The sequence below is a fragment of the Hyalangium sp. genome (assembly GCF_045802625.1).
Taxonomy (GTDB): domain Bacteria; phylum Myxococcota; class Myxococcia; order Myxococcales; family Myxococcaceae; genus Hyalangium.
This window is the reverse complement of sequence record NZ_JBJMQP010000238.1, coordinates 1-21,173: the sequence shown is the minus strand read 5'-3', so window position 1 is coordinate 21,173 and position 21,173 is coordinate 1. Positions and strand designations below refer to the sequence as shown.

The window sequence follows — 21,173 nt, the reverse complement described above, 5'->3', positions numbered from 1 at the left end:
CGTTCCCACCTTCCAGTCCGGAGGTATGGGGATGGTGCAGAACGTCATCTTTGACGTGGATGGGACGCTGGTGGACTCGGTGGACGAGCACGCCGAGGCCTGGCGCCGGGCCTTCCTGGAGTTCGGCCGGGATGTGCCCTTCGCGCACGTGCGCAGCCAGATTGGCAAGGGCGCGGATCAGCTCATCCCCGTGTTCTTCAATGACGAGGAGCTGGCCCAGTTCGGCAAGGAGCTGGAGGAGCACCGCAGCCAGCTGTTCCTCAAGGAGTTCCTGCCCAAGATCCGGGCCTTCCCCAAGGTGCGCGAGCTGTTCCAGCGCCTGCGCAAGGAGGGGTTCCACATCGCCCTGGCCTCCAGCGCCAAGGAGGAGGAGCTGAAGCAGTACGTGAAGCTGTGCCGCATCCAGGGGCTGTACGAGGAGTCCACCAGCAAGGACGAGGTGGACAAGAGCAAGCCTCACCCGGACATCTTCCAGGTGGCGCTCAAGCAGCTCGGCAACCCCGAGGCGAGCACCACCGTGGTGGTGGGGGACACGCCCTATGACGCGCTGGCCGCGGGCAAGGTGAGCCTGCCCACCGTGGGCATGCTGTGCGGCGGCTTCCCGGCGGAGGATCTGCGCGCCGCGGGCTGCCGGGTGCTGATCAAGGATCCGGCGGAGCTGCTGGCCCGGCTCGAGGCCGCTCCGCGCACCTGGCCCTGGGGCGAGGCGGGAGTGCCGGCCTCTCCGGAGGATGACGAGTCCCGCTAAGGAGGCTCTCCTGGAAACAGCTCTGATGGCTCCACCGCGGCGCCGCGCCCTGGAGGACGGGCCCGCGGTGCTCGTGGTGAACACGAAGTCCCGCTCGGGGAAGAAGGCCTTCGAGGCGGCCCGCGAGGCGCTCGCCGCGCGAGGCGTGCCGCTGGTGAGCTGCCATGCGATCTCCAGCCCTCACCGGATGCCGCAGGTGCTGGGCGAGGCGGTGGAGCAAGGCGTGCGGCGCATCCTCGTGGGCGGGGGCGATGGCACGGTGAGCTGCGCCGTGTCCCACCTGCTCGGGCGCAACGTGACGCTGGGGGTGCTGCCGCTGGGCACGGGCAATGACTTCGCGCGCTCGCTGGGCATCCCCGCCTCGGTGGAGGAGGGCTGTGAGCTCATCGCCCAGGGTTACACGGCGCGGGTGGATGTGGGGCTGGCCAATGGGCGCCCCTTCCTCAACGCGGCGAGCCTCGGGCTGGCCACGGCGATCGCCCGGAGACTGACGAAGCGCCTCAAGCAGCGCATGGGCAAGCTCGCCTATCCCCTGGCCGCCGCCACCCAGCTTGGCGAGCTGCAGCCGTTCCGCGTGCGGATGAAGGCCGACTCGCAGTCGCTCGAGCTGGAGGTGCTGCAGCTCGTGGTGGGCAACGGGCGCTACCATGGCGCGGGCAACATGGTGGCTCCGGACGCGGCGCTCGATGATCGCCGGCTGCACGTCTACGCCATCACCGCGCCCTCCGCGGAGTCGGGCCGGGAGGGCACGGGGCTCGGCCAGCTCGAGGACCTCGCGACGCTGGCTCGCGTGGCGCTGTCCCTGCGGCGGGGCAACCACGTGGAGCACCCGGCCGTCACCTACCTGCGGACCTCGCGCCTGTACGTGGAGGCCGAGCCCGTCCAGGAGGTGAACGCGGACGGGGAGCTGATCGGCCGCACTCCGATGCTCTTCGAGCTGGTCCCCGCGGCGCTGCGCGTCTATGCGCCCGCGCCCGTGGAGCCCGTGCACTGAACAGCAGCGCTCAGAACTGCCGCAAGGAGCGCTCGAAGAACCGGAACGCTCCTCGCAGATCCGAGGACATCGCCTCCGTGGGCACCTTCCACGCCCGCTCCACGCGCTGACGCGCGCGCTCCAGCGCCTGCTTTGCCTCCGAGCACCCGGCGGGAGCGGCCCGGGCCTGGGCCAGATCCACCGACACTTGCAGCAAGGAGGTGAGCTCGAAGAGCACCGCGTCCTGCTGGAGCTCGGGGGCCACCGCCAGCTTCGCGAAGCCGGCCTCGGCCTCGGCGATCTGCCCCGCGTAGGCCTGGACCGCGGCGAGGTGCGCGCTGAAGCGCAGCGCATGCCAGCGCGCCGGCTGTCCCAACATGGAGACGGCCTCGGACAGAAAGCCCCGAGCCACCTCCACCGCGCCCAGCGCCAGGTAGGCCCGGCCCAGCTCGCCCCGCGCGCACCCCTCCAGGATGCGCATGCCGAGCTTCTGCCCCAGCCGCACGGTGGCCTCCAGGTGCCCGCTGGCCTCCTGGGCCCGGTCCTCCTCCAGCAGCGAGCAGCCCAGGTTGAGCCGGGCGATGGCATAGCCCACGCCATCCCCCGCGCTGGCGGCCTTCACCATGGCCTCGCGCAACAGCACCATGGCCTCGCGCGTCTCTCCGGCCTCTGCGAGCGCGTAGGCGGCGTTGTTGAGGAAGCCGCTCTCGAACATCTCATCGCCCACCGCCTGGAACAGCTTCTGCGCGGTGCGCAGGTGGGGGATCGCCGCCTTCGCTCCACCGCGGAGCTGCTCCACCAGGCCCAGGTTGCCGACGGCATAGGCCTCCAGCCACGCGCTGCCCTCCGAGGGCAACGCCAGCGCCTGCTGGATGCAGCTCCACGCCGAGTCCATGTTCCCCGCGTGGCGCGCGAGGATGGACAGGTCCACCAGCACGTGCTTCTGCTGGGCCTGCTCGCCCAGCGCGTGGAAGGCCTCGCGCGCTGCCTCCAGGTCCCGCTGGGCGGCCGCCACGTGCCCCGAGGCCCCATACATCCGGCCTCTCGCCGCGAGCAGCTCGGCCCGCAGCAGGGGCGCCACGGACAGCTTCGCGGCCACCTCCAGCGCGCGCTCCATCCGGGGCAGCGTGATCCCCACCGGGCCTCGTGCGGCCACATCCGGCTCGAGCGCCACCAGCCCTCGCAACGCCCGCTCCACCGAGCGCGGCGCCGGCTCGGAGGCCAGGGCGCTGTCACACGCGGCCAGGAGGTTCTCCCGCTCCAGCGCCAACCGCCGCAGCGCCTCGCGCCCTCCCGGACCCCGCACCCGCTCGCGCAGCTGCCGGGCCAGGGCCAGGTGGAAGTCCGCGTGGCGCTCCGCGAGCGAGGCGCCCTCTCCTCTCTCCGCACACCGGGCCAGCGCGTACTCGCGGATGCTCTCGTACATGCCCAGCCGGGCCTCGGACTCCTCCAGCCCGTCCGGCACGTACCTCCTCAAGAGCGACTTCGAGCGGAGCGACTCGATGACCTCGCGCACCTCCGGGCTGCCCACGGGCAGCGCGATCACCGCCTGGGCCGCCTCCAGCGTGAAGCCTCCGCGGAACACCGAGCACTGGGCCAGCGCGGCCCGCTCCGTCGCGTCCAGCAGCCTCCAGGACCAGTCAATGGCTCCGAGCAGCGTGTCCTGCCGCGCCGAGGCCGCTCGCAGGCCGCCGCGCAGCAGCTCGAAGCGGTGCGCCAGCCGCTCACGGAGCTGCTCCACGCTCAGCAGCCGCATGCGCGCCGCCGCCAGCTCGATGGCCAGCGCAATCCCATCCAGCCGCCGGACGATCTCCGCCACATGCGGCGCCTCCTCGGCCGTCAGCGCGTAGCCTCCCCGCGCCGCCTGGGACCGCTGGACGAACAGGCCCACCGCCTCCGAGCGGGAGATGGCCTCCAGGCGCGTCTCGCCTTCAGCGGGCAGGCCCAGCGGCGCGAGATCCAAGGTGCACTCGCCCTCGAACCCCAGCGCCTCGCGAGAGGTGGCCAGGAAGCGCGCCTCGGGCGCCAGCTCCCGCCAGCGGCCCAGCGTGGCGGGCAGGTGCGGGAGGATGTGCTCCATGTTGTCCAGGATGACGAGCACCGCGCCGTGCCCCGCCAGGGCATACCCGAGCTGCTCCGCCGGCTCCTGCTCCGGGCCGCTGCGGCTCAGCGAGATGCCCAGCGCCTCGCCCAGCGCGTGGCAGATGTCCTCCACGCTCGAGGCTTCCGTCAAGCTGCACAGCCACACGCCCCCCTCCCAGGAGCCCGCCTGCAGCTGACGCCAGCCGAAGTGCGTCACCAGCCGCGTCTTGCCCATGCCGCCAGGCCCGAGCACCGTGACGAGCCTCGCGCCGGCCTCGAAGTGGCGCCGCAGCGCCGCCAGCTCATCCGTGCGGCCGATGAGCTCTCCCACCGCCCCCGGCACGTTGCCCCGCAGCTCCTGTGGCACCCGCGGGCCCCCGAAGCGCCGTCCCGCCAGCGCCGGGGGGAGCAGCTCCACCAGCGCGATCGGCTCCTCGAGGCTCTCGAGGCGGAACTCTCCCAGCGGACGCACCCCGGGGCGCCCCAGCACCTCCCAGCTCGCGGCCACCTGCGTCCAGGCCACTCCGCTCAGCAGCACCTGGCCGCCATGCCCCGCCTCCGCCACCCGGGCGGCGACATCCACCATGCGCCCCACGTAGTCCGCACGGCCCGTCTTCGGATCCACGCGGCACAGGGGCTCGCCGACGTGCACGCCCATGCGCACGCGCAGGCCGCGGTGCAGCGTCCCCTCGGGGCCTTCCTCCCACGCGGCGTGGGGGTTGGACAGGAGGCCCTCCGGCCAGTCCACGTGCAGCAGCGCCTGCTGCGTCTCCAGGCACCAGCGCACGGCGTCCGTCCCCGAGGCGAACGCCACCACGAAGGCGCCGCCCTGGCCCTTCACCTCATAGCCACCGTTCGCTTCGAGCCTGTCCCTCAACACCGCGTCGTGCAGCGCCAGCGCCGCTCGCATGCCGCTGGGGTCCTGCTCCCACAGTTGAGGGGAGCCTTGGATGTCGCTGAAGACGAGCGCCAGGAGCCCGGTGGGGAACACCGCGCCTCCCACGCGCAGCGCACCAGAGAGAGGTGTTGCTCGCGGTATCGGGATATCCGCCATCACCCGCTCCTGGGCCAGCGATGAAGAGCCGCTCCCCACCCCACCGTTGGAGGTTATTTCCTCACTTTCACATCTCTCTTACAATACGCGGGGGTCAACACTTCACGTCAGATGCTCTGTAGCTCTCACTGTCATCCAGAAGACTCCACACCTACCCCAAGAGGCGAGCGAGCGCAGCCGATCCACGTCCTGTGGGTAACTCTTGGCTCAAGGCCCGCCTGATCCGACCTCACAGTCGCCCCCCAGCGGTCGCCGCCCAGAGCACCACCGATGTCGCAGAGGAGGTACGCACATGGGAACCCCTTCAGCCGTGCCAGGCTGTCTCACCCGTGAATCCTCGCGGTCCCCTCGAGCCGCGCTCGCCGCGCTGATCTGTCTGGCGGGCCTCGCCGGCTGCAATACCTCCGAGCCCGTGGAGTCAGCGAGTCCTGATTCGTTGGATCAACGCGTCCAGGAGTTGAGTGATGACAATGGGCTCTCGTACAACGGCCTGTCGTACAACGGCCTGTCGTACAACGGGCTCTCGTACAACGGCCTGTCGTACAACGGCCTGTCCAGCGCGAACTTCTCGACGTGGTTCCAGGGCAACCCGGCCCTGGCCGATCAGGTGATGCTCTACATCGTCCGCTGCGCCATGCCCGCCGGACAGACGCTGACGTACACGGATCCCCAATCGAACCAGACCTATACCTGGGCCGGCGGGCTGGGGCTGGCGCCGAGCTGGTCCAGCGGCACCCCGCCCACCGTGCAGGAGCAGCAGGTCATCACCGCGTGCCTGCTGGCGCATACCAACAAGTACCGGCAGCACGTCACCATCTCGGTGCAGGGGCGCGACGCGAACAGCAAGGAGATCCCCACGTCCAGCACGGAGCTCACCGACTTCTCGCGGCGCGAGGCCTGCTTCTTCGGCAACCTCTTCAACGGCGAGGGCACCTACGTGGGCCTCGATCGAGGCGACTTCAGCACGAGAGAGAGCACCTCGCGCGCATGCGCGCTCATGCCCAGCGCGGGCAGCAGCACCAGCAACTGCCCGCCGATGGTCCATATCGGAAGCTGCGCGAGCGCCTGCACGCTGGACGGCTCGCTGACCTACTACAAGACGTGCACGAAGAACGGCACCACGTACCTGCCGCTCACCATCCGCCTGCGCCCACAGGACGTCTTCACCTGCGGCGATGGCACGTGCCAGATCAGCGAGTCCTGCGGGACTGGATACCAGTACTACAGCTGCGGGGCCGACTGCGGCGCCTGCCCTTGAGCGCGGGCCGCCAGCACCCCGGAGCGGAGCGAGGGGGCTCCGCTCCGCCCTAGCTCTGCTCCAGCACCCGCGAGAGCACCTGGGCGGTGAAGTTCACCAGGGGAATCACGCGCTGGTAGTTCATCCGCGTGGGGCCAATCACGCCCACCGAGCCCAGCACCTGCTCGCGGCTGCCGTACGGGCTGGCGATGACCGTCAGCTCCCCGGCGGCGGAGAACTCGCTCTCGGCGCCGATGAAGATCTGCATCTCCCGGGCGCGCTGCACCCGGTCCAGCAGCAGCAGCAGCTTGTGCTTCTCGTCCAGCGTCTTGAACAGGGCGCGCATGCGCTCCACGTCCGCGAACTCGGGCTGCTCCAGGAACGAGCCGGTGCCTTCAATGAGCACGCGCTCGGCCTCGGGCGTCTGCAGAGCCGTGGCCGCCGCGCCCAACTTGAGCGCCTTGGCCGTCAGCGCGTTGTAGAGCGCCTGCTCTTGATCCATCTCCTGGCGGATGCGCTCGCGGGCCTCCTCCAGGGGCACCTCGCGCAACAGCTCCGAGAGGTAGTTGCTCGCCTTGAGCAGCTCGTCCGAGGTGACGGGGAAGTCCACCGTGATGACCTTGTTCTGCACCTGCCCGTTGGGCCCCACCAGCACCGCCAGCACCCGGTTCTCGCGCAGCCGGAGGAACTCGACGCGGTAGAACACCGCCGCCTCCGGGCGCGGGGTGAGCACCACGCTGGCGTGCCGGGTGAGCGAGTGGAGAATCCGGCTGGCCTCGCCGAGGATGTCCTCCAGCTTGGTCTCCTGCACCAGCCCCGCGTGGATCAGCTCGCGGTCCTTGGGCGCCGGATCCTTCAAGCGCACCATCGTGTCCACGTAGAAGCGGTAGCCCCGGTCCGTGGGCACGCGGCCCGCCGAGGTGTGCGGCTTCTCCAGGAAGCCCAGCTCCTCCAGGTCCGCCAGCACGTTGCGCAGAGTGGCCGAGGAGACCTCGAACTCCGACTTGCGGCTGAGGTGGTGGCTGCCCACGGGCCCGCCGGTGGTGATGTATTCCTGCACGACGGCGCGCAGGACTTCTTTCTCTCGGTCGCCTAGCTCTTCCGACATCCCTGATCACGCTCCAGACCGCCGCGCGTCCTTTGTAGCCCATCGCATCTCAAGGACACTTCAAAGTCTAAGGACCTCTCTGGGGCGGTTCAATCCCGGCCTGCCGGGCAGCCAGCCAGACACCTGCCAAGGCCGGAGGCCGCCTCCGCGGCGCGTTTTCGTCGCTCCCGGGTTGAAGCGAGGGGGCGAGGTGGCTTCAGATGGGGGGTGCATGTACGACGACACCCTCGAGGTCCGCCACGCCGCGGAGTCCTTGCTCTATCGCTATGCCACATGCCTGGATGACGGGCCGCTGGAGCACTGGCCGCGCTGCTTCACCGAGGCGGGCCACTACCGGCTCATCCCCCGGGAGAACCTGGTCCAGAACGTCCCCGTGGCGCTGATGCACTGCACCTCGAGGGCTCAATTGGACGAGTGTGTGGTGTCCCTTCAGCGAGCCCACGCTACCGTTCCCTACGCCTGCCGCCATCTCTATACCAACGTCCAGGTGGAGCCACCGCGAGGAGGTCGTACCTCGGTACGAGCCAACTACGCCATCTACCACACGGTGGAGGAGGGCGAGGTGGACCTGCTCAGCATGGGCCGGCTGGAGGCCCGGGTGCTGCTCGAGCCCCAGCCGCTCTTCGAGCGCATGGACGTCATCTACGAGATGTGCCGCCTGTCGGGGCTGAAGGTGTATCCGCTCTAGCGGGGACGCGTTAGAAGGACAGCGCCTTGTCCTCGACCGTCCCGCCGCTCTCCGCCGTGCTCCCCGCCGAGTCCCCTGCCTTGGACTCGCGCAAGGGCTGGCTCGCCTTCTGCCTCTTCGCGCTCTACGTCATCTGGGGCTCCACGTACCTGGCCATCCACTGGGCGCTCCAGGGCGGCTTCCCACCGCTGCTGCTGGGGGGGCTGCGCTTCACGCTGGCGGGGGCGCTGCTCTTCACGGCGCTGCGGCTCAAGGGCGAGCCCACGCCCGGCTTGCGCCAGTGGGGCGCGGGCGCGTTCACCGGGCTGCTGCTGCTCACCATGGGCAACGGGTGCATCTCGTTCGCCCAGCAGTGGGTGCCCTCGGGAGTGGTGGCGCTGATCTCGGGCAGCGTGCCGCTGTGGGCGGCGCTCTTCGGCGGCCTGTACGACAGGCAGTGGCCGGGCCGCGCCGAGCGCTGGGGCCTGGCGCTGGGCTTCTTCGGCATCGCCGTGCTCAACAAGGGCGGCGAGCTGGGCGAACACTGGGGCGCGGTGCTCGCGCTGCTGGCGGCGCCGGTGGCCTGGGCCTTCGGCTCTGTCTGGGGCCGGCGCAGCCCCTCCATGCCTCGGGGGTTGATGGGGACGGCCACGCAGATGCTGTGCGCGGGCGTGATGCTGGTGGCGCTGAGCCTGTCCCTGGGCGAGCGCCTGCCCGGAGTGCCCGAGCCCCGGGCCGTGGCCTCGTTCTTCTACCTGGTGGGCTTTGGCTCGCTCATCGCGTTCAGCGCCTATGGCTACCTGCTGCGCCATGCGCGGCCGGCGGTTGCCACCAGCTACGCCTACGTGAACCCCGCGGTGGCGATGGTGCTGGGCATGGGGCTGGGCGGCGAGACGCCGGGCCCCTATGCCTTCGTGGCGATGGCGGCCATCCTCGCGGCGGTGGTGCTCATCACCCGCAAGGCGGCGGGGCGCTCCCATGACGAGGCCGACGAACCGGCCTCCGAGAACCCCACCGCCTGAGCCCGCGGCTCAGTGCTGCTTGAGGAAGTCGCGCAGGCCCTGGACCAGGGCGTCGATCTCCTCCCGGGCGGTGTAGAGCGCCACGGACATGCGGATGGCGCCCTTGAGCTTCAGGAAGTCCATGATGGGCTGCGCGGCGAGCCGCCCGGCGCGCACGGCCACCCCGGCCTCCTGATCGAGGAACTCGGAGACCTTCTTCGGCTCCGCGCCCTCGACGGTGAACGAGAGCACGCCCACCGCGTCGCGCGGGTTGCCCACGAGCTTCACGCGATCGATCGCCCCGAGCTGCTGGCGCGCATACCCGAGCAGCTCCTTCTCATACAGGGCGATCCGGTCCATGCCGAGGCGCTGGACGTAATCCAGGGCCCTGCCCAGGCCGATGGCGTCCATGAGCGCGGGGGAGCCCGCCTCGAACTTCTTGGGCAGGGGCTTGGGCTTCCACTTCTCGAAAGACACCTCCTCGGCCATCTCGGAGCCGCCCTGGTACGCGGGCAGCCGCTCCAGCCAGTCGGTGCGGCCATACAGCACGCCCACGCCCATGGGGCCGTACAGCTTGTGGCTGGAGCACGCGTAGAAGTCACAGCCCAGCTCCAGCACGTCCACCGGCAGGTGGGGCGCCCCCTGCGCCCCGTCGATAAGCACCGGAATGCCGCGAGCGTGCGCCGCGCGGATGATGCGCCGCAGCGGGAGGATGGTCCCGAAGACGTTGGAGACGTGTGACACCGCCACCAGCCGAGTCCGCTCGGACAGCAGCGCCTCCAGCTTCTCCACCTCCACCTCGCCGGCCTCGGTCACCGGCGCCACGCGCACCTGGGCTCCCGTCTGCTCGCAGGCCATCAACCAGGGGACGATGTTCGAGTGGTGCTCCAGGTGCGTGAGCACCACCTCATCCCCCGGCTGGAGCACCGAGCGCCCGAAGCCGTAAGCCACCAGGTTGATGGCCTCGGTGGCGTTGCGCACGAAGATGATCTCGCTGGGGTCCTCCGCGTGGAGGAAGGTGGCCACCTTCTGGCGCGCCTCCTTCAGCGCCTGGGTGATGGCCTGGCTCAGCGCGTGCTCCTCGCGGTTCTTCGCGTTGAGGGTGGAGTAGAGCTCCTGTAGGGACTCGATGACCACGCGGGGCTTGTGCGTGGTCGCGGCGTTGTCGAGGTAATAGAGCGGCTGCCCGTTCTCCCGCCGCCGCAGCAGCAGCGGGAAGTCATGGCGGACGCGCTCACCATCGAGCGTGCCATCGGGGCGAACGGGAACCGGCGTCTCTGAGCTTTGCGGCGAATTGGGCACGGGAATACCTCTCCTTCTTGAAACCCTCAAATGAGGGATACAGGGGGCGGCGCGAGCGGCTTGCGCTCCTTCAGGCTGAAGCGGTCGCCTCGGCCCAGCATGTGCACTCGCGCCTCGTGGATGGTGAGGATGCCTTCCTGGTGGCGATCCGAGAGGCTCGTGTAGCGGATGCCCGCCCCGTCGATGACGTACACCGCTCCCGAGCCCAGCACCGTGAACTCCTCGTCGTTCGCCACGTGGATGGCCGTGTCCTCGTCGATGCCGAGCCCCAGGTTGTGCGGGTTCTGCGCGACGGCGCCCATCAGCCGCCCGAACCGGCCGCGCTCGGCGAAGTGCGAGTCCACGATGACGCTCTCCAGCAGCCCGAGCCCCGGCGCCATCGCCAGGCTGGAGAGGCGCGATTGGTTGGTGGGCCCGCCAATCAGCATCGTCTCGGACATCGCCGCGGCGCCCGCCGAGGTGCCAACGATGGTGGCGCCCTCGTCATGCAGGGCGAAGACGCGCTCCAGCAGCGGAGAGCCTCCCATCTGGCTGGTGATGCGGAGCTGATCGCCTCCGGTGAAGAACAGCACCGAGGCGCCCTCGAGCTTCTCGAGGTTGGCCGGATCGTAGGACTCCTCCCGGCCCCGGATGTCGAGGATCTCCATCTTGCGCACGCCCAGCCGGCCGAAGGCCTTGCGGTAGGTCTCCGCCGTCTCCGTGGGCTCCATGGTGGCCACGGTGAGGACGACCAGCCGGCCCTCTCCCTCCAGCGCCTGCTTCGCGGCCTGCTTGAGGATGGCCTGCTCCTCGTCCGAGTCCTTCTTCTCGTGACCTCCGATGATCAGGAGATCTCCTCGGCGCTTCTTCCTCATGCGCCCTCCCCTTCCTTCGCTGTCAGGAGCCGGCCATCCCGCACGCGGGGCTGCCCACGCGTGAAGACCTGGCGGAGCTCCAAGGTCTTTGCCTCCATGACCAAGACATCTCCATCCGCCCCCGGGGTGAGCCGTCCCTTGCGAGGGAGCTTGAGCACCGTCGCCGGGTTGCTCGTGAAGAAGGGCAGCACCCGCTCCAGCGCAAGCCCGTGTTGCAGCACGGAGGCGGCGAGCTCCGCGTGGAGCTGGGCAGGCTCGGCGCCCGCGGTGTGGGCATCCGAGGACACGGTGAGCCGCTCGGGGACACCGCCGTGCTCCAGGTAGTAGCGGAGCCACCGCCCCAGGTCGCCATCCACGGTGTCCATGTCCACGAAGCTGCCCCGGCGCGAGAGGGCCATGGCGTCATCCAGCAGCGCCTCGCTCCGGTTGGCGTGGGTGACGTAGAGGGACTCGGGGACCACCTCGTATTGGTCCAGCAGCGCGTGGAGCAGCGACAGCCGAGCGCGCCCTGGCCCGGCGTGGAAGTGCGTCACCCCCGCCTTGCCCGCCGTCCGGCCGCCGATCAACGCCGAGGACACCAGCCGCGCTAGCTCCTCCAGCGTGGGCTGGCTGGAGCGGACATCCGAGATGGCCACCTCGCCCACGCCGATCATGCAGTCGATGAAGACCAGGTCATCCGTCACGGAGCCGGTGAGCGTGCGCGGCGGAACGGGAAACCCGCCGGTGTAGAGCAGGGCCGTCACGCCCTGCTCCGTGAGCTGCCGCGCCTTGCCCACCAGCGCGCCCAGGTGCCGCGTGGTGGTGTCCGTGCCCAGGCAGCCCACCACGGTGGTGATGCCCGCCAGCAGGAGCTGCTCCAGCCTCACCTCCGGCATCCGGCTGGAGAACCCCTGCTCCCCGCCCGCTCCAATGAGGTGCTGGTGGGGATCCACCAGCCCCGGGGTGACGATGCAGCCGGTGGCATCCACCACCTCCACCGGCAACCCGAGCGCCGACAGCGCGGACTCCTCCACGCTCCCCAGCCGGGCGATCCGGTCGCCGACGAGCAGCAGCGACTGGACGCCCGCCGGAGCCGGCACCTGGAGCGTCCCGTTGCGGATCAAGGTGAGCATGGAGCCCGCTTCCCTATTCGAATACCCGTTCGACCGGGTGCTCGCAGGCCTCCGTGTCCTCCGCCTGGTCCACCTCCGCGAGGGCCTGGAGCACCTCCAGGGCCTCCTCCACGAGGTCCGCGATGACGACCATCCGATCTGCCGAGCGCGTGCGCTCGAAGGCGCGGAGGATGGCCTCGCGCTGATCGGCCGCGAAGTGGAAGGGCATGCCCGGCTTCAGGCAGCTCTTCATCAGCCGGGGAAGCTCGAGCTCCGCGCGCCCGCGGCGATCCTTGAGATCGTACAGGACGTACTCATCCACGAAGGGCAGCGTGGCCTGGAAGGTGGCCAGCAGGTCCTCATCCCGCCGGTCTCCGGGCAGCCCAATCGCCATGACGGTCCGCCGCTCATCGCTGCGAGGCAGCGCCTCACCGATGGCCCGGATGGCCGCCACGTTGTGCCCGTAGTCCAGGATGACCTGCCGCCCCGCGAGGTTGAAGAGGTTGAAGCGCCCCGGCGTCGTCTTCATGTCCGTGCGGAAGGTGGTCAGCGCCCGGACGATCAGGGCCGGGTTGAGCCCCGAGGCCCAGGCCGCCGCGGTGGCGGCCAGCGCGTTCTCGAGCTGGAAGCGGAGGGCCCCGCCCGCGGTGAAGGTGACGCGGTCCAGCTCCACCAGCATCTGCCGGTTGCGCCCCTGCGCGGTGACGATGGCGTTCCCTTCCACGAAGACAGCGCTGCCGCCCTGGCTCAGGTGCGCGTGCACCACGGGATTGTCCGGGCTCTTGGCGAAGTAGACCACCTTGCCTCTGGAGGCCGCGGCCATCTCCGCCACCAGCGGATCATCCGCGTTGAGCACCGCGGAGCCATCCTCGGCCACGGACTCGATGACGACCTGCTTCACCCGGGCGAGCTGATCCAGCGTCTCGATGCCGCCGACGCCCAGGTGATCCGCGCTCACGTTGGTGACCACGCCCACGCTGCACCAGTCGAAGCCGAGCCCCTCGCGGAGGATGCCGCCGCGAGCCACCTCCAGCACGGCCGCCTCCACGCGGGGGTGCAGCAGCACGGCCTGGGCGCTCTTGGGCCCCGAGCAGTCGCCTTCCAGCACGCGCTCTCCGCGGATGTACGTGCCCTCGGTGCTGGTGTAGCCGACCACGCGGCGCGCCGTCTCGAACATGTGCGCCACCAGCCGAGTCACCGTCGTCTTCCCGTTGGTCCCCGTCACCGCGATGATGGGGATACGCGAGGGCGTTCCCGGCGGGTACAGCATGTCGATGATGGGCACGCCCACGTCGCGAGGAATCCCGTTGGCCGGCTCCAGGTGCATGCGCAGGCCCGGCGCCGCGTTCACCTCGACGATGGCGCCGCCCTGCTCCGCCAGCGGACGGCGGATGTCCTTGCAGAGCATGTCGATGCCGGCGATGTCCAGGTTCAGCATCTGCGCGGCCAGCTCCGCCAGGCGGGCGTTGCTCGGGTGGACGAGGTCCGTCACGTCCGTGGAGGTGCCGCCCGTGGACAGGTTGCAGTTCTGCCGCAGCAGGACCGCCTGCCCGGCCGCGGGCACGGAGTCCACGGTGAGCCCCTGCTGCGTGAGCACCACGTTGGCCGCCTCATCCAGCCGGATGCGCGTGAGGCTGCTGCTGTGGCCCGGGCGGCGGCGGGGATCCTGGTTGGCCACCTCGACGAGCTGCCGGATGGTGCGCTTGCCGTCGCCCACCACTCGCGCGGGATCCCTGCGCGCGGCGGCCACCATCTTCCCGTCCACGACGAGCAGGCGGTAGTCCGCGCCTTCGATGTGGCGCTCCACCAACACGTCGCCCCGGAACTGAGAGGCCACCTCGTAGGCGGCGCGCACCTCGGCCTCCGAGCGCAGGTTGACCATCACTCCCTTGCCCTGGTTGCCGGCCTCGGGCTTGAGGATGACGGGCAGCCCCAGCTCCCGCGCCACCTGCCAGGCCTCGTCCGCGCTCTTCACCGTGCAGCCCTCGGGCACGGAGATGCCCACGGTGCGCAGCATGAGGTTGGTGAGCGGCTTCTCCTGGCAGATGTCCACGGCCAGCGCGGACGTGTCCGAGGTCTGCGAGGCCATGATGCGCTTCTGATAGATGCCGTAGCCCAACTGCAACAGGCTCCCGGTGGGCGTCAGCCGCTTCACCGGAATGCGGCGCCGGCGCGCGGCATCAACAATGGCGCGGGTGCTGGGCCCCAGCCGGTAGTCATCAGCCATGTCTCGCAGCCGCTCGATGGCGGCGGGCGCGTCATACGGCTCGTCGAACATGGCGGCCAGCGTCAGCTCCAGCGCCACCTTGAAGGCCTCGCGCGCGGGCTCCTCCTCCTCGTACGCGATGACGACGGTGTAGACGCCCGGCTCGTTCGTGCCTCGCGCGCGGCCGTAGCCCACGTCGAAGCCCATCTCGTTCTGCAGCGCGATGGTGACGTGCTCGGTGATGTGGGCCAGATAGGTGCCCCGGCGCAGGCGCTCCACGAAGCCTCCCGGCTTGCCGATGCTGCACTCATGCCGGTGCAGTCCTGGCAAACACCCCGTCAGGCGCTCGACGAAGCCGGGAAAGGAATTGCTAGGCCTCTCGTCCAAAGGTCCAATGTCCAGCTCGACTCGCAGCACGCGCTTGTAGGCGTAGAGGTTGGGCCCGCGCAGCGCCTGGATTCTGCGGATAGTCACTCCATGGGATGTCATGGGCTGTGTGCTCCAGTAGGAATGCCCTAATGAGTAGGAATGCGTGGGGAATCGAGCAAGGTCTCGCATTCAGGGCAGCACGGCCTGTTCAAGACGGCTCACGGCCCCAGCGCCCTCGGTGAAAATTCCGAAGCTGGCATTGGCCCTTCGTCCAATGACCGCGAGCGACGGACACGCGCCCGGTGCAGCGCGTCGAGCTCCACAAGGAGGGTGGCCAGGGCGGAGGGCAGGTGCTTCAAGTCCTCGGCGCTCTAGAGTGACCCACCTCGAAGGCGTGGGCGCGGAAGGCTCCGTCCTTCCGTTACTCCGCGTGGGCCTTGGGCCTCCCACAGCCAACCCAACGTCCGGGCATTACCGGGGGCCATGCCCGAACGTTCGGTCATCCTCGGGAGAGCAGGCTCAGCTCGCGGCGACATGGGCCGCGGACGTCGAGGTGCCAGGCTGCACCCCCTCACGCGGCAACCAGACGTGGAAGGTAGAGCCCTCGCCGGGCACGCCCTTGGACTCCACCCAGACGCGGCCCCCGTGCTGCTCCACGATGCCCTGGCTGATCGTCAATCCCAGCCCGAGCCCGCCGTACTTCGAGCCGTGCGCGCGGCCAAAGCGCTCGAAGATGACGCTCTGCTTGTCCGGAGGAATTCCCACGCCCCGGTCCTTGACCGACAGGTGCACGCCCGTGTCCTCTTCCACCAGCCGCACGAGGACCTCCCCGCCCTCGGGCGAGTAGCGGATCGCGTTGGACACCAGGTTGGTGAGCACCTGATCCAGGCGGCCTCGGTCCCACTGCCCCTCCAGGTGCTCCGGCGCCTCCACCCGCAGCGGGTGCGCCTGCGAGAGCACCGACATGCGATCGCACGTCTCTCGGATCAGCCCGCACAGATCGAACCGCTCCAGCTCCAGCGAGAGGCGCCCGGCCTGGAGCCGGCTGATGTCCAGCAACTCCTCCACCAGCTTCGTCATCCGGTCGATCTGCCGGTTGATGATGGTCAGCGACTTGCCGGGGCCCTGGTCCATGGGGCCGCCCAGCTTGAGCATGGCCAGGTGGGCGTGGCCCTTGGCCGCCGCCAGGGGGGTGCGCAGCTCGTGGCTGGCCGCGGCGAGGAAGGCATCCTTGGCCTCGTTGGCCATCCGCAGCGCGGCCTCCGCGCGCTGGCGCTCGGTGACGTCTCTGGCCACGGAGATGAAGCAGCCCTGGCCCCCCTCGGCCGGGACATACTGGAGCACCACCTCCACCGGCACCTCGCCGCCGTCCTGGCGCCGGTGCGCGGTGGTGTACGTCTGGCTCTGCAGCGTCCCATCCAGCAGCGGCGCGAGCAGCCGGCGGAAGCCCTCCTCGTCGAAGCTGCCCTCCACCTTCAGCACGCTGCCGCCCACCAGCTCCTCCACGGTGGTCCCGAGCTGCCGGGCGGCGCCCGCGTTGGCGTAGGTGAGCGTGAGGTGCTCCGGCTCGAACATGAGGACGCAGTCGACCGTGGCATGCAGCGTGGCCTTGAAGCGCGCCAGCGTCTCCTCCGCGCGCTTCTTGTCGTCAATGTCCGTGGCCACGGCAATGAGGCCCATCAGCCGCCCGCCCTCGTCCCGCTCGGGCACCGCGCGCGCCAGGTGCCAGCGCCACACCCCGTCATGGCGCCGCATGCGGAACTCGCGCTCGGTCCGCACGCCCTGGCGCACCGCCTCCTCCCAGGCCCTTCGCATCTCGTCCCGGTCCGCGGGGTGGACATGCTCCAGGAAGACCTCGAAGGAGGCCTCCTCGCCTTGCCGGCCGGTGTACGCCCGCCACACGTGGTTGGCGTAGTACAGCGCCCCGTCCGCACGCGAGGCCCACATGGACTCGGGCAGCGCATCCAGCAGCCGCCGGTAGCGCAGCTCGTTCTGGCGCTCCAGCGCCTCGCGCTCCCTCTGGCGCAGCAGCGCGCTCTGGCGCTGCAGCTGCTGCTCCTTGAGGAACAGGTCCACGAAGACGCTGACCTTGGAGCGGAGGATCTCCGGATCGAACGGCTTGAGCAGGTAGTCCACCGCGCCGTGCGCGTAGCCCTTGAAGATGTGGGCCGCGTCCCGGCTGAGCGCGGTGAGGAAGATGATGGGGATGGTGCGCGTGCGCTCGCGCTGCTTGATGAGCGCCGCCGTCTGGAAGCCGTCCAGCCCCGGCATCTGCACGTCCATGAGGATGACGGCGAAGTCGCGCTGGAGCAGGAACTTGAGGGCCTCCTCGCCGCTGGTGGCCTTGATGAGCTCCTGGCCGAGCGGCTCGAGGATGGCCTCCAACGCCAACAGGTTGGAGGGGTGGTCGTCCACCATCAAGATGCTCGCCCGGTGGCGAGCCGTGCTCTCGGGAGCGCGTTCGATGGTGGCTTCAATAGGAATCATGCTGAGCAAACGGGGCCCTGGGGGTTTTGCCACGAGAAGGCTAGGACCGCGCCCCTCCGGACAGAAGCCCGGAGGAGCGCGAGGCGTGAGCTATCCAACTCAGGCATTCACCCATAGGTGGATGAGTTCAATGAGCTTGTCGGTGTCCACCGGCTTGGGCAGGTAGTCGCTCGCGCCGGCCGCCATGCACTTCTCACGGTCGTCCTTCAGCGCCTTGGCGGTGACGGCGATGATGGGGAGGCGGGAGAGCTGGAGATCCTGGCGGATGGCCCGCATGGTCTCGTAGCCGTCCATCTCCGGCATCATGATGTCCATCAGCACCACGTCCACGTCGGACTGCTTCTTCAGCGAGTCGATGGCGGCGCGGCCATTCTCGGCGAAGGAGACCACCATGCCGTGGTTCTCCAGCACGCTGGTGAGCGCGAAGATGTTGCGCATGTCGTCATCCACGACGAGGACCTTCTTGCCGGCCAGGTCTCCGTCATGCTGGCTGTCTCGCTGCGCCAGGGCCTGGCGGGCGCGGGGCGTGAGGTGCTGGTCCAGGCGGTGGAGGAAGAGCGAGGTGTCTCCCAGGAGCTGGTCCGGGCTCTTCGGGCCGCTCTTGAGGATGACGCTGCCGGTGTAGCGCTTGAGGCGGGCCTCGTCCTTCGCCGTCAGCTCCTTGCCGGTGTAGACGATGATGGGCAAGTCCCTGAAGCGCGGCTGGGTCTTCACCTCCTCGACCAGCTTGGCGCCATCCATGTCCGGCAGCAGCAGATCGATGACGAGGCAGTCGAACTCGCTCTTGTCCAGCGTGCGCAGGGCCTCCTGGCCGGTGGCCACGGCCGTCACCTTCACGTCCTCGCCCTCGCCCAGCAGCTTGTCGAGGCTGTCGCGCTGCACGGCATCGTCCTCGACGAGCAGCAGCTGGCGCTCCTTGCGCTCCAGGAAGCGGGCGAGCTGGCCGAAGACGAGCTCCAGGCCCTCCTTGCTCACCGGCTTGGTGAGGTAGCCGAAGGCGCCCTGGGTGTTGCCCTGCTGCTTGTCCATCACGCTGATGATGTGGACGGGGATGTGGCGCGTGCGCGGGTTGCGCTTGAGGCGCTCCAGCACGCTCCAGCCGTCCACCACCGGCAGCTGGATGTCCAGGGTGATGGCGTGCGGCAGGTACTCGTTGGCCATGGACAGGCCGCTGTCGCCGCGGCTGGCCACCAGCACCTTGAAGCCCTTCTCGCGCGCCATCTGCGCCATGATGCGGGCGAACTTCAGGTCATCCTCGATGATGAGGAGGACACGGTCCCCCTCGCGGATGTGCTCCCGGTCATCCTCGACCACGAGCGGGGCCAGCAGCGGGTCCGCCGGAGGAGGCAGCGCCGCATCCAGCACGTGCCCGCTCTCCGCCACGGGGGGCGGAGTCGGATAGTTGCTCAGGGGGGAGGAAGCCTCCGCCGAGCGGGACTGGGCCGAAGCGGGGTTCAGCGGCGCCAGGGGCGTGGACGGTGAGGACGGCGAAGAGGACGCGGCGCCATCATCATCCGGCCCCACGTACTCGGGCGGCATGTACAGCGTGAAGGTGCTGCCGCGGCCCGGCTCGCTGTCCACGTGGATCTCTCCACCCAGCAGCTTGGCGATCTCGCGCGAGATGGACAGGCCCAGGCCGGTGCCACCGTACTTGCGCGCGGTGGAGCCGTCCGCCTGCTGGAAGGCCTCGAAGATGAGCCGCTGCTTGTCCTTGGGGATGCCGATGCCGGTGTCCGTCACCGCGAAGGCGATGACGCGCTTGGCCTTGCGCAGCACCTCGTGATCCAGCCGGACGTTCTTCTCCGCCGGCTTCACCACCATCTTCACGCTGCCCAGGTCGGTGAACTTGAAGGCGTTGGAGAGCAGGTTCTTGAGGATCTGCTGCAGCCGCTGCGGGTCGGTGCGGATGGTGCGCGGCGTGTTGGGCGCCAGCTCCACGGTGAAGGTGAGGTTCTTCTGCTCGGCCACCGGGCGGAAGCTGCGGTCCACGAACTGCTTGAGCTCGGACAGGAGGATGTCCCGCGGCTCCACCTGCATCTTGCCGGCCTCCACCTTGGACAGGTCGAGGATCTCGTTGATGAGGGTGAGCAGGTCCCCGCCGCTGGCGTAGATGGTGTTGGCGTACTCCACCTGCTTGCCGCTGAGGTTGCCCTCCTTGTTGTCGGACAGGAGCTTGGCGAGGATGAGCAGCGAGTTGAGTGGGGTGCGCAGCTCGTGGCTCATGTTGGCCAGGAACTCGCTCTTGTACTTGGAGATGATGGTGAGCTGCGCGGCCTTCTCCTCCAGGCTGGCGCGGGCCAGCTCCACCTCGGCGTTCTTCTCCTCGACGCGGGCGTTCTGCTCCTTGAGCTGCTTGGCCTTCTCCTCCAGCTCGAGCGCCTGGGCCTCCAGCCTCGCGTTGGTGCGCTTGAGCTCCTCCTGCCCCTGGGTGAGCTCCTTGGACTTGCTCTCCAGCTCCTGCGTGTTGCTCTGCGACTTCTGCAGCAGCTCCTCGGTGCGCATGTTGGCCATGATCATGTTCAGGACCACGCCGATGCTCTCGGTGAGCTGATCCAGGAAGATCTGGTGGATGGCGCTGAACGGGTGGAAGCTGGCCAGCTCGATGATGGCCTTCACCTCGCCCTCGAAGAGGACGGGCAGGATGATGATGTTGAGCGGGTAGGCCTCACCCAGGCCGGACGAGATGGCGATGTAGTCCGAGGGCGCCTTGGTGATCAGGATGGTCTTCTTCTCCAGGGCGCACTGGCCGACCAGGCTCTCGCCCAGGCGGAAGCGGTTGGAGATGCTCTTGCGCTCACGGTAGGCGTACGTGCTGGTGAGCTTGAGCACCGGGAGGTCGCCCTCCGAGTCCGCCAGGAAGAAGGCGCCGTGGTGCGCGCCCACCAGCGGCGTCAGCTCGCTCATGATGAGTTGGCTGACGGTCTCCAGGTTCTTCTGGCCCTGCATCATGCCGGAGAACTTCGCCAGGTTCGTCTTGAGCCAGTCCTGCTCCTGGTTCTTCTGCGTGGTCTCACGCAGGTTGAAGATCATCTGGTTGATGTTGTCCTTCAGCGCGGCCACTTCGCCCTCGGCGCTGACGGTGATGCTGCGAGTCAAATCACCCTTGGTCACCGCGGTGGCCACATCCGAGATGGCGCGCAGCTGAGAGGTGAGCGTGCCGGCCAGCTGGTTCACGTTGTCGGTGAGCTGGCGCCACGTGCCGCGAGCGCCGGGCACGCGGGCCTGGCCTCCCAGCTTCCCTTCGATACCCACCTCGCGGGCCACCGTGGTGACTTGCTCGGCGAAGGTGCCCAGCGTGTCCGTCATGCTGTTGATCGTCTCGGCGAGCGCGGCCACCTCGCCCTTGGCGTCCACCACCAGCTTCTGGTTGAGGTCACCATTGGCGACGGCCGTCACCACCTTGACGATGCCTCGCACCTGGGTGGTGAGGTTGGAGGCCATGAAGTTCACGTTGTCCGTCAGGTCCTTCCACGTGCCCGCGACACCGGGCACACGGGCCTGACCGCCCAGCTTCCCCTCGACGCCCACCTCGCGGGCCACCGTGGAGACCTGCTCGGCGAAGGTGCCCAGCGTGTCGGTCATGTTGTTGATGGTCTCCGCGAGCGCGGCGACCTCGCCCTTGGCATCCACGACCAGCTTCTGCTTCAGGTCGCCGTTGGCGACCGCGGTCACCACCTTGACGATGCCTCGCACCTGGGTGGTGAGGTTGCGGGCCATGGAGTTCACGTTGTCCGTGAGGTCCTTCCAGGTGCCGGACACGCCGCGCACTTCGGCCTGGCCGCCCAGCTTTCCTTCCGTACCCACCTCCTTGGCGACGCGCGTCACCTCCGAGGCGAACGAGTTGAGCTGGTCCACCATCGTGTTGATGGTGTTCTTCAGCTCCAGTATTTCTCCCTTCACGTCCACGGTGATCTTCTTGGACAGATCGCCATTGGCCACCGCCGTGGTCACCAGGGCGATGTTGCGCACCTGGGCGGTGAGGTTGGAGGCCATG

Annotated in this window: 13 protein-coding genes; 5 read left to right on the top strand and 8 right to left on the bottom strand. The window is 69.2% G+C overall.

The window, feature by feature from the left end:
- The first annotated feature begins 31 nt into the window (after positions 1–31).
- Together ACJ8AT_RS37090 and ACJ8AT_RS37085 are read left to right on the top strand one after the other, a co-directional pair.
- Positions 32–748, top strand: coding sequence for an HAD family hydrolase (locus ACJ8AT_RS37090; protein ID WP_407742705.1), 717 nt, complete (start codon positions 32–34; stop codon positions 746–748).
- Between the two features lie 25 nt (positions 749–773).
- On the top strand, positions 774–1,742 hold the full coding sequence (locus tag ACJ8AT_RS37085; protein ID WP_407742704.1) for a lipid kinase: 969 nt from the start codon (positions 774–776) through the stop codon (positions 1,740–1,742).
- A 10-nt stretch (positions 1,743–1,752) separates the two neighbouring features.
- Here ACJ8AT_RS37085 and ACJ8AT_RS37080 read toward each other — a convergent pair whose 3' ends face one another.
- Positions 1,753–4,857 (bottom strand): ATP-binding protein, encoded by a 3,105-nt coding sequence (locus tag ACJ8AT_RS37080; RefSeq protein ID WP_407742703.1) that lies wholly within the window; start codon positions 4,855–4,857, stop codon positions 1,753–1,755.
- A 292-nt stretch (positions 4,858–5,149) separates the two neighbouring features.
- On the opposite strand from ACJ8AT_RS37080, the gene ACJ8AT_RS37075 reads away from it, so the two are divergent.
- On the top strand, positions 5,150–6,115 hold the full coding sequence (locus tag ACJ8AT_RS37075; protein ID WP_407742702.1) for a hypothetical protein: 966 nt from the start codon (positions 5,150–5,152) through the stop codon (positions 6,113–6,115).
- A 49-nt stretch (positions 6,116–6,164) separates the two neighbouring features.
- On the opposite strand, the gene hrcA is transcribed toward ACJ8AT_RS37075, so the two are convergent.
- Positions 6,165–7,202, bottom strand: a complete 1,038-nt coding sequence (hrcA, locus tag ACJ8AT_RS37070; RefSeq protein ID WP_407742701.1) for a heat-inducible transcriptional repressor HrcA — start codon at positions 7,200–7,202, stop codon at positions 6,165–6,167.
- Positions 7,203–7,413: 211 nt separating this feature from the next.
- Between hrcA and ACJ8AT_RS37065 the strand changes: the two genes are divergently transcribed.
- Positions 7,414–7,890, top strand: a complete 477-nt coding sequence (locus ACJ8AT_RS37065; RefSeq protein WP_407742700.1) for an aromatic-ring-hydroxylating dioxygenase subunit beta — start codon at positions 7,414–7,416, stop codon at positions 7,888–7,890.
- A 26-nt stretch (positions 7,891–7,916) separates the two neighbouring features.
- A complete protein-coding gene (gene yedA / locus ACJ8AT_RS37060) occupies positions 7,917–8,891 on the top strand; it encodes a drug/metabolite exporter YedA (protein ID WP_407742699.1) in 975 nt (324 codons plus the stop codon).
- A 9-nt stretch (positions 8,892–8,900) separates the two neighbouring features.
- Here the strand turns inward: yedA and ACJ8AT_RS37055 are convergent, their stop codons facing one another.
- From ACJ8AT_RS37055 to ACJ8AT_RS37030, 6 genes are all read right to left on the bottom strand, one after another.
- A complete protein-coding gene (locus tag ACJ8AT_RS37055; protein WP_407742698.1) occupies positions 8,901–10,172 on the bottom strand; it encodes an aminotransferase class V-fold PLP-dependent enzyme in 1,272 nt (423 codons plus the stop codon).
- Between the two features lie 26 nt (positions 10,173–10,198).
- The gene (locus ACJ8AT_RS37050; protein ID WP_407742697.1) at positions 10,199–11,026 is read right to left on the bottom strand and encodes a cyanophycinase; all 828 of its coding nucleotides are present in this window, start codon (positions 11,024–11,026) and stop codon (positions 10,199–10,201) included.
- On the bottom strand, positions 11,023–12,138 hold the full coding sequence (locus tag ACJ8AT_RS37045) for an amidohydrolase family protein (protein WP_407742696.1): 1,116 nt from the start codon (positions 12,136–12,138) through the stop codon (positions 11,023–11,025). Before ACJ8AT_RS37045 ends, ACJ8AT_RS37050 begins: the two co-directional genes overlap by 4 nt.
- Positions 12,139–12,151: 13 nt before the next feature.
- Positions 12,152–14,797: a cyanophycin synthetase gene (gene cphA, locus ACJ8AT_RS37040; protein WP_407742695.1), complete on the bottom strand. Its 2,646-nt coding sequence runs from the start codon at positions 14,795–14,797 to the stop codon at positions 12,152–12,154.
- A 414-nt stretch (positions 14,798–15,211) separates the two neighbouring features.
- Positions 15,212–17,179: a PAS domain S-box protein gene (locus ACJ8AT_RS37035; protein WP_407742694.1), complete on the bottom strand. Its 1,968-nt coding sequence runs from the start codon at positions 17,177–17,179 to the stop codon at positions 15,212–15,214.
- A gap of 99 nt (positions 17,180–17,278) precedes the next feature.
- Positions 17,279–21,173: response regulator (locus tag ACJ8AT_RS37030; protein ID WP_407742693.1), on the bottom strand; the 3,895-nt coding region annotated here is incomplete at its 5' end.